The following is a 9,554-nucleotide window of genomic DNA, read 5'->3' on the forward strand; positions in this document are numbered from 1 at the left end:
TCCTTGTTGAGAAGTAGATTACCATACTTTTTTATTAGTGGGATAGTTTCATAGATAAGATAAATATGGATATCTTCAATACCTTTTATGAAGGTATTGTTCTTAATGACATGATTTAAGTGGATGGCTACGGTCATTGAGATGGTTGTCAAAAAGCTTTACATGATTTTGAACGTTTGATAATAGAGCAACTTAATCTTCAAAAAATTGACTACACGGCGGTGTGGTTTAAGAAGGGTGAAATGATAGATACCCAACAAATCTAAAAATTGACATGAAAGTTACCCTTTTCCGATCCCAAATTCAAAAATTTTTCCGCCAGTTGACCAATTCTGCTTGGCGGCTTTCCCTGGTGAGAATGATTCTGAGTATATTTTTCATATTCTTATATGGTTGTCAGGGGACAGTGCAGAAGAATGACGGAGTGATTCATCTGAGTCTATGGCAATCAATCAATCCCCCTGTTAATCGGGATGTGTTTAATAAACTAGTAGATAAATTTAATCACACTCATACTGATGTTCAGGTGAAATCTATCTTCATAGGTCAACCCCAATTGCCAAAAATATTAACAGCAGTTGTGGGCAATGCGCCTCCAGATATTCTGTCATTCGATCCTCAATTGACAGGTCAGTTTATGGAACTAGGGGCAATTCGTCCTTTAGAAGAATGGCTGGAAAAATTTCCATTGAAGTCGGAAATTAGCCCCAACTTATGGGAGGAACTAAAATTAGACGGTCATGTTTGGTCAATCCCACTTTACACGAGCAATGTAGGCATTTTTTACCGACCTAAACTTTTCCAAGCTGCGGGAATTACGCAACTTCCTAAGACTTGGGAAGAGTTAAGGGAAGTTGCCAAAAAATTAACTATAGACCGGAATGGTGACAATCGGCCTGAACAGTATGGAATGTTACTGCCTTTAGGAAAGGAAGAATGGACTGTTTTTAGTTGGTTCCCCTTTTTATTGAGCGCCGGAGGAGAGATTGTAACAAATAACCATCCGAATTTGACGAATCCAGGTGCGATCGCAGCCTTACAATTTTGGCAAGACCTATTAAAAGATGGTTCAGCAACCCTTTCTTCTCCAGAGCGAGGTTACGAAGAAGACGCTTTTATTGCAGGTCGCGTTGCTATGCAGATTACAGGCCCTTGGACTTATATCATGAAGTCTAATGTTGACTTTAACGCATTCCCCATACCTGCAAGTGTGAAACCTGCTACGGTAACAGGTAGTGGAAATATGTATTTGATGAAGACCATACCAGAAAGAGAGCAAGCCGCACTCAAATTTTTAGAGTATGTTTTAAGTGAAGAATTCCAAACAGAATGGAGCATCGGGACGGGTTTTTTACCAGTTAATATTAAATCTGCCCAAAGTCAAGCTTATCGAGAATTTCTCCAGCAAAAACCTGTCTTGAAAGTCTTTATTGACCAAATGCCTGTATCAGGTTCTCGACCAATCATTCCTGGCTATAGTCGTCTGTCTGACAGTTTAGGTCGAGCCATCGAAGCCACGATGCTAGGAGCATCCCCAGAAACAGCACTCAAACAAGCTCAAGCAAATATCGATTCAATTTGGGATTCCCTATAATCTAAATGGAATCTAAAATCCTAACTAAGGCTTCGTTTTTACTTAGCCTTGCAAAAACTGAATTTAAAACCCGATGCTTAATTACTGGAGTTTAAACTAGGCAGCAAGAAATGACCCAGCAGTGCTGAGTTTAGAAAACATAACCTCTTAGTGTTGCCAAGCAACTTTAAGTGGAGGAATTTCCTTTCCCACCCTTTTCATGATTATTATTGTAGTGTTATTTGCATACATATGCATTACATAATGCTCAAAAATCGCGGATTTTTGAGGCTAACTTGAGAAGATTTTTATCTGCAATTCTATTTGATTTGCGCTCTCTCATACCGCTTTTAGTCTAAATTCCAGTAATGATATCCGTTACCATTTAGAAAAATATTCAGACATCACTTCTTTGGAAGAGGATTTAAATAAAGCTATCGAGCAAACCAGAGAGCAACCGCTTGTCTGATTGATTGCTCATCAGGTTCGCTGTCAGAAGCCCAGGCGATAATCCCATCAGGACGTATCAGTACAGTGCTCAAGCCTAATTGTTCTTTCGCCCGGTCCGAAACATACTTCATTCGGTCGCCGTATTCACTCGCCAAAGTTTTAAGTGAAGCATTCATATCGAAATCAAGCAGTATCCCGTGGCCATCGTGCATTAGCTCGCCAATCCTTGTACCGTCTTCAAACTCAAAGTTGGGAACGCTGTGGCCTACTAAAGGGTGGTCGCCACCGAGATTGTAATGTGTGAAAACGCCCCACACCCTTCCTGCAATATAGGTGGCACCATCGCGAGTATTCATAAGGTCGCGGACAATCGCATTCAGCGCGCGGGCATGTGGGACTGGTCTCATGATTGCAACTTGGGCACGTGACCAATCCAGAACCTGTGCACCAATTGGGTGTCGTTCAGTATGGTAACTGTCCAACAAGCCTGACGGCGCAATATTATGGATGGTTGTGGCGAGCTTCCAGCCCAGGTTCATGGCATCGCCCAGTCCAAGGTTAAGCCCTTGGCCTCCCAACGGCGAATGAATGTGCGCGGCATCGCCAGCTAAAAGTACACGTCCGTTGCGGTAGGTTGTGGCCTGCCGTGTTCGGTCAGTCCACGTGCTCACGATATGGAGGGCGCTGATAGTAACGTCGGTGTTCGAGATGCGGCGTAGAACCTCCTGCATGTGTTCAAGCGTGATTGGCTTTTCTGGATTATGAAATGCCCCGCCATCAAAATCCTGCATTATTAAGTAACCTGGCTGGGATTGGAAGTACATGCCTGTTGGTGTCACGTTTCGGCCCGGACTGAGCTTCTCCGGGTTGGCGATGTCAACCTGGGCAGAGTAGCCGGTAAATTCTGGCTCCGTACCGACGAATTCAAAACCGCCCGCCTTGCGAACAACACTACGGCTTCCATCGCAACCCACGAGCCATTTACCTTTAAAAGATTGATCACCTGACTGAACAGTTACCCCGTCCTCGGTTTGATGAAAGTCAGTAATGGCAAGCCCGCGCTTGATTTCTACACTCAAGGCTTCTGCGCGGCGAGATAGCACTGCTTCAAGCTCCTCCATTTCAGATAACAAATTGGTGTCGGTCGAGCTTGGTAAGCGATACCTCCACTGTGAGGTGTCAATATTGCCGTAATGAAATGGAATGCCGGCGAAGTGCCCTCCCTGACGTTGGGGTTGTGACCATTGCACTTTAGTTGGGTTGCTATGGGGGTCTTCAAGGCGTTTTGGTACCTCAAGTTCTTTTAGCAACCCACGGCGGTAAAGTGCTTCAACAGAAAGCGCAGAAAGCCCCCGTATCCCGAAAGGAAGCTGCTTCAATAGCGAGTGCGGATTCTCTGCCTTTTCCAGTATTAGGACTGAACATTTGGTCAAGGCCAGTTCACAGGCTAGGAAAAGTCCTACTGGGCCAGCCCCAGAAATGATTACATCGTAAACCGATTGATTTTTGTTGTTACTCATGAGTGTTTCCATTTGTACCACCTATTGGTCGGCAGAGATGACATGTGGTCCGGTTACGGCAACAATCACAATCCCCGACCCTTTTTTCTTGAATTCTCTATGATTATCATTATTGTAAGTATTTTTATACACGCATACTACACAAGAGGGGAGAAATCATGTGTATACTTTGAAACTGACTTGAAAGTATTTTTAATCTGTAATTCTATTTGACTTGCGTTCCCTCATATCGCTTTTAGTCTAAACTCCAGTAATTATGATTAACCAGAAATTCCACTCTGGCAATGTGAATTTCTTTTCAAGGTACATAAGCCAATTGCTGGTATAATTCCCAAAATTAATGCTGTAAATCCTTGTCCACTCCAATACAGTATAAAAGTACGGTTGGCTTCTGGAATCAAATTTTGTACAACAAAAAGCAACCAAATCAAAATAGTGATTAAGAAGAAAGAGATTGAGGGTAAAAAATTCCACCACCAAATGCTTGTTGTGTATCGCCTCAATACCAGCCACTGGCAAAGCCCTAGCCAAATACCAGAAATAATATATGCGATCGCAGACAGAAATCCAAAAATAAAAGTCTGCTCAGGAGATAAAATTTCATTTAACGATATGGCAATACTTGAAAGATAGTTAATCCAGGCTGTAGAAACGCCGTTAGCAATCAGCCAACCTACACTAGTAGCAAATATCCACTGCCAACCCGATAAATATCGGTAAAGGACAAGGGCTTGATCGGCAGCAAAAATCACAGCAAATATAACATTGCTGAGACTTCTGACCAAAATGCCCCATGTTTGGGGTTGGATTGCAACGCTAGGTGAGGTTTGGAGAATAATTTTCTCTATGGCGATACTGGCAACGCCACCCACAACCCATCCGATCAGGGTCATTAAGGTAAACTGGATAAAGAACCTCTGTCGCTGCGATCGCGGAATCAAAAATTTTCCTGGGTTAGGCTCATTATTAGCAGATGCAACATCATCGGAACTGTTAGAGTCAGTTTGCATATCAAGTTAGGGGACTAGGGAGTAGGGAGAGCAGGAAGATAGGGGAGCAGGGGGAGAATAACTAATACCCAATCCCCAATCCTCAATTAAATATTGATTCTTGTTTTATCCTATTTCTCAATCGCCAGTCCCTATTTTCCATTCCCCACTGGCCATTCGCCACTTCTCCAAGGCGAGGATATTATATCAATAATAGCAATTGCGTAGGTTGGGGAGCCGTGCGTTGAGCGGCTCTGCTGACTTGTTCGCTCTTAGCGTTCCCGCAGGGTAGCAACTGGCGTTTGAGGAACGAAACCCAACATTTCAGGGGCTTTGTTGGATTGCGCTTTGCTTAACCCAACAAAGCAATTTTTCATAAAGCCAAGCGTATTGATGTTGTTTTGCATCTGAATGGGAACCGCTATATTGCTAAAGATTTAGGGGTAGCCCATCGTAGACATCGCTTTAAATCTCGGAAACTAAACAAACGAGAAATGGTGATTTTTTTGTTGGTTCTTAACTTTGGTTGCGATCAAGAGTAATTTAGATGCGTTTGTCCTGTCCACTACAATTACAGAACAACCTTCACATAATCTTTAAATATATTTTAGTATATACACCGTATCTTTTGCGAGTGAAAAAAATAAAAATAGGATTATAAAGCATCAAGATAAATTTACAATCTTTGAGCTTGTTATACCCAACGACACTCATTTACAAATACCTAATAATATTTGTGGTTTTCTTCTAGTTTGTTGGAGTAATAAAACTAGGTTTTTGTAACTAGTTTTTCAGGAAAATCCAGTCTTAATTCTCTTTATCTTTTTCAAGGTTTATTACTAGAATGCTGCAAAAATTATCCTTTGCTTTACTCGGAATAACTGCTGTGATCATGAGTGCAAATCCAGCTAGTGCCGTAACTCTGCAAGTCAACAGTGGCCCGTTTACTAGCTACGCTGATGCCAAAACTGTCACATTTGATGATGGCACAGCAAATGATCCTAATGGATTTGTTACTTACTCTAATATTACTACTAACATTGTTGAAGGTAGCGCATCTGGGCAATACGCTTCACCTTATGGGGATAACACCAAATTTCTAACAATAGCTCCAGTAGGTAGTAATGTTGCAGGCGACAGTGGTTTTGTCAATATTAACTTCAAAAAAGCTGTTAATTACTTCGGTTTTTATGCAGGTTCATTGGATGATTACAACTATGTTGACATTTACAAAGGTAATCAATTGTTAAAGACTTTTAGTGGTACAGATGTGCCAACTGCTATAGCTAATGGTAGTTGGACTAGCTCTCAAGCTAATATGTTTATCAATCTTGTAGCTGATACAGGAGAAACATTTGACCGAGTTGTGATGCGCTCAAATGGTATTGCCTTTGAAACAGATAACCACGCCTATAGACTAGCCAGCGTTCCCGAACCTAATGCGATGTTAGGTGTGTTAGCAATTGGTGCTTGTGGTATTATGTCACTTTTCAAACGCTCACAACATAAAGCGACAGTGAAAGGATAAATTTATCCAGATCCCTGTTCAAAACCCTTAAGGATGTGTCTCTACGCATGGCATAGAGACACATTTTGTTATGCAGTTTTCCTCATGCGTTCCCTTGAGGCAAAAGTGAGAGGTGTATTTCTACGTGGAACTCAAAGCAATAATTTCATGGGATAAGCTAAAAAAACAATAAATTAGCGCTTGCTGGCATTAATACTGTAGTCAAGCCAACCGATAGCTTATATCCAATAATCAAAATATTATAAAATATTACTATTATGCCCTGCTATTCACCTTTTCCTGAAAACCTGCTGGAAAAGCGTAATCCTAGAATGATAAGCTAAACAGTGGCATAACTAGGATGAAGTAATAAATGGGTGTTTATTCAACGACTCCTCATCTCTTACGGGCTGCTCGTGGTGAAGTAGTAGATCGTCCCCCTGTATGGATGATGCGACAAGCGGGACGATATATGAAAGCATATCGAGACTTAAGAGAAAAGTATCCTTCCTTTCGCGATCGCTCCGAAATTCCAGAAGTAGCAATTGAAGTTTCCTTGCAACCCTGGAGAGCTTTCCAACCAGACGGAGTAATTTTATTTTCTGATATTGTCACCCCATTACCTGGTTTGGGCATTGACATGGATATTGCCGAAGGTAAAGGGCCAATCATTCACTCGCCCCTCCGCACTCAAGAACAAATCGATGCTCTGCATCCTTTAGAACCAGAAGCAGCTCTACCATTTATCAAGACAATATTGCAAGCGCTACGTTCGGAAGTAGGCGATAAATCAACGGTGTTGGGCTTTGTGGGTGCGCCTTGGACGTTAGCAGCTTATGCAGTGGAAGGAAAAGGTTCTAAAACCTATTCCATCATCAAAAACATGGCATTCTCAGAGCCGACGATATTGCATCAATTGTTAGCTAAATTAGCAGATGCGATCGCTATCTATGCCCGCTACCAAATTGACTCTGGCGCTCAAGTTGTGCAAATGTTCGATTCTTGGGCGGGTCAATTGAGTCCTCAAGATTATGACACCTTTGCTCTCCCCTATCAGAAGCGAGTTTTCCAGCAAGTCAAGCAAACCCACCCCGATACACCTTTGATTTTGCTAGTTAGCGGTAGTGCAGGTGTGTTGGAAAGAATGGGACAATCTGGCGCTGATATTGTCAGTGTAGACTGGGCAGTAGATATGGCAGACGCACGAGCCAGATTGGGTAAGCAAGTGAAAGTTCAAGGAAATCTTGACCCAGGCGTACTATTCGGTTCTAAACAGTTTATCCGCGATCGCATTCTTGATACCGTTCGCAAAGCTGGTAATTGGGGTCACATTCTCAATCTCGGTCATGGTGTCTTACCAGAAACTCCAGAAGAAAATGTCGCTTTCTTCTTTGAAACAGCAAAGGAATTGAATCTTGCAGGAGTTAAGGGTTAGGAGTCATGCAATTTTAGATTTTAGATTTTAGATTTTAGATTTTAGATTTTTCCTGCAATCCAAAATCCAAAATTCAAAATCTAAAATTTCCAGAGTAATAAGTTATCAGTTGCAATTCGGAACTTTTAACTTTATTCTTAACTCTTTAGTTTTAACTCCTAAATTTTGATAAATTCTCTATGAGCCAGAAACGGATTTTAGTGACTGGTGCAAGTGGTTGTATAGGTCATTATTTAACAGAAGCCTTAATTCAGGAAACAGATCACGAACTGTATCTACTAGTTAGGAACCCAAGCAAATTGCAAGTTGATACTAAGGCACGTTCAGGCATCAACGTTTTACAAGGTGATATGCAAAATATTCGCCAGTTTGCCGATTTGCTATCCACAATTGATACGGCAGTACTCACAGCCACAGCTTGGGGTGGTGATGAGACATTTGATATTAATGTCGTCAAGACTATAGAGTTGCTCGAACTGCTAGATCCAGAACGTTGCCAACAGGTGATTTATTTTTCGACAGCTAGCGTTTTGGATCGCTACAATCAACCATTAAAAGAAGCCGGGGAAATTGGGACAGATTACATCCGTTCTAAATATGAGTGCTTAGAGAAAAAAGAAAAATTAGCGATCGCACCCAAAATTACCACAGTATTTCCGACTTTAGTATTGGGCGGTGATGCCAAAAAACCCTATTCTCACCTCACATCTGGCATTCCAGAAGTTACGAAATATATTAATTTGATTCGCTTTTTGGAAGCAGATGGCAGTTTTCACTTTATCCACGGACGAGATATTGCCACTGTCGTGCGATATTTAATTGATCATCCTGCCAAAAATGATCAACCACGTCGGCTGGTTTTAGGTCAAGCACCGTTAACTGCTAATCAAGCAGTGAAACAAGTTTGTGCTTATCTGGGAAAAAAGATTTACTTTCGCATTCCCATATCTATAGCATTAGCTAATTTGATTATTATTCTGTTCCGCATTCGGATGGCCTCTTGGGATCGGTTTTGTATGAACTATCGGCATTTTACATACGAAAAATTCATTAATCCCGATAGTTTCGGCTTGCCAAATTACTGTGCAACCATAAATGATGTTTTAAAAATTAGTGGCGTTGAACGTTAGCTAATGTGGAGATTTATGCTTTTGTAGTTTAATAAGATCAACCAATTACGAATATGAATTGATGTATAATTTAAGACAGTTTATTTATTAATTATGCAACCCTCCCACAGGCCAAATTTTGATAGTTTGGTCGGCACTACCGCTAGCTAAAGTTTGTCCATCGGGGCTATATGCAACAGACCAAACTGGTTTGCTGTGTCCTGCAATGCTACCTAATGCTTTACCTGTAGATGGATACCAAAACTTAATCGTGTTATCTGCATTGCCACTGGCTAATACTTGCCCATCCGGGCTGAAAGTTACAGACAACACTTTTGCAGAATGTCCTACCAGTGTGTGTAACAATATGCGATCGTTAAGCCGCCAAAGCTTGATCGTCTTGTCCGCACTGCCACTGGCTAGGATCTGCCCATTTGGGCTAAAAGCAACAGATAATACTTCTTGAGAATGCCCTACGAAAGTGTGTGTTAGCACTGCACTTTCTTTTCCTGGTTGAGTGTCTAGCTGCCAAATTTTAACAGTGCCATCATTGCCGCCACTAGCTAAAGTTCTACTATCTGGATTAAAGGCAACAGACTTTATAGTATCAGTATCCTGAAGTGTCTGTAATTGTTTACCAGTTTGGAGATTCCACAGTTTGATCGTCTTGTCGGTACTGCCACTAGCAGCCAAAAGACCCTTTGGACTAATCGCCACAGACTCCACATCATCAACATGACCATTGAGGGTACGCAGCAAAGTACCAGTTTCTAGATTCCAAACTTTTATCCGGTTATCCCAGCTACCACTGATCAGAATATGGTTGTCACGACTAATGGCAAGGGACTTAACTGCATCAGCATGGCCTTTAAAGGTATGAAGTAATTTGCCAGTATGCAGATTCCAAATTTTAATCGTGCCATCATAGCTACCACTAGCTAAAGTTTTACTATCTGGACTAATAGCGATCG

8 protein-coding genes are annotated in these 9,554 nt (G+C 41.6%); 4 read left to right on the forward strand and 4 right to left on the reverse strand.

The window, feature by feature from the left end; all coding sequences use genetic code 11:
* Positions 1-274: 274 nt before the first annotated feature.
* Positions 275-1,594: an ABC transporter substrate-binding protein gene (locus ACFE90_RS26015; protein ID WP_375505324.1), complete on the forward strand. Its 1,320-nt coding sequence runs from the start codon at positions 275-277 to the stop codon at positions 1,592-1,594.
* Between the two features lie 413 nt (positions 1,595-2,007).
* Here ACFE90_RS26015 and ACFE90_RS26020 read toward each other — a convergent pair whose 3' ends face one another.
* From ACFE90_RS26020 to ACFE90_RS26030, 3 genes are all read right to left on the reverse strand, one after another.
* On the reverse strand, positions 2,008-3,543 hold the full coding sequence (locus ACFE90_RS26020; protein ID WP_375505325.1) for an FAD-dependent monooxygenase: 1,536 nt from the start codon (positions 3,541-3,543) through the stop codon (positions 2,008-2,010).
* 260 nt (positions 3,544-3,803) lie between these two features.
* Entirely contained in the window at positions 3,804-4,553 is a 750-nt protein-coding gene (locus ACFE90_RS26025; RefSeq protein ID WP_375505326.1) for a hypothetical protein, read from the reverse strand.
* 251 nt (positions 4,554-4,804) lie between these two features.
* The gene (locus tag ACFE90_RS26030) at positions 4,805-4,939 is read right to left on the reverse strand and encodes a hypothetical protein (protein ID WP_375505327.1); all 135 of its coding nucleotides are present in this window, start codon (positions 4,937-4,939) and stop codon (positions 4,805-4,807) included.
* A gap of 485 nt (positions 4,940-5,424) precedes the next feature.
* On the opposite strand from ACFE90_RS26030, the gene ACFE90_RS26035 reads away from it, so the two are divergent.
* The 3 genes from ACFE90_RS26035 (at position 5,425) to ACFE90_RS26045 (ending at position 8,604) form a co-directional block, all read left to right on the forward strand.
* Positions 5,425-6,060, forward strand: coding sequence for a PEP-CTERM sorting domain-containing protein (locus tag ACFE90_RS26035; RefSeq protein WP_375505328.1), 636 nt, complete (start codon positions 5,425-5,427; stop codon positions 6,058-6,060).
* A 352-nt stretch (positions 6,061-6,412) separates the two neighbouring features.
* Entirely contained in the window at positions 6,413-7,474 is a 1,062-nt protein-coding gene (hemE, locus tag ACFE90_RS26040; protein ID WP_375505329.1) for a uroporphyrinogen decarboxylase, read from the forward strand.
* A 179-nt stretch (positions 7,475-7,653) separates the two neighbouring features.
* Complete coding sequence (locus tag ACFE90_RS26045; protein ID WP_375505330.1) at positions 7,654-8,604, forward strand: NAD-dependent epimerase/dehydratase family protein; 951 nt, start codon at positions 7,654-7,656, stop codon at positions 8,602-8,604.
* Positions 8,605-8,691: 87 nt separating this feature from the next.
* Here ACFE90_RS26045 and ACFE90_RS26050 read toward each other — a convergent pair.
* On the reverse strand, positions 8,692-9,554 hold an 863-nt coding region (locus tag ACFE90_RS26050; protein WP_375505331.1), incomplete at its 5' end, for a WD40 repeat domain-containing protein.

Origin of the sequence: uncultured Nostoc sp. (assembly GCF_964245445.1) — a bacterium.
Classification (GTDB): domain Bacteria; phylum Cyanobacteriota; class Cyanobacteriia; order Cyanobacteriales; family Nostocaceae; genus Nostoc.

Bases quoted from the DNA above. Each gene is read 5' to 3' on its own strand.
- ACFE90_RS26020 (WP_375505325.1), bottom strand. From the start codon at position 3,543: ATGAGTAACAACAAAAATCAATCGGTTTACGATGTAATCATTTCTGGG.
- ACFE90_RS26045 (WP_375505330.1), top strand. From the start codon at position 7,654: ATGAGCCAGAAACGGATTTTAGTGACTGGTGCAAGTGGTTGTATAGGT.
- hemE (WP_375505329.1), top strand. From the start codon at position 6,413: ATGGGTGTTTATTCAACGACTCCTCATCTCTTACGGGCTGCTCGTGGT.
- ACFE90_RS26035 (WP_375505328.1), top strand. From the start codon at position 5,425: ATGAGTGCAAATCCAGCTAGTGCCGTAACTCTGCAAGTCAACAGTGGC.
- ACFE90_RS26030 (WP_375505327.1), bottom strand. From the start codon at position 4,939: ATGCAAAACAACATCAATACGCTTGGCTTTATGAAAAATTGCTTTGTT.
- ACFE90_RS26015 (WP_375505324.1), top strand. From the start codon at position 275: ATGAAAGTTACCCTTTTCCGATCCCAAATTCAAAAATTTTTCCGCCAG.
- ACFE90_RS26025 (WP_375505326.1), bottom strand. From the start codon at position 4,553: ATGCAAACTGACTCTAACAGTTCCGATGATGTTGCATCTGCTAATAAT.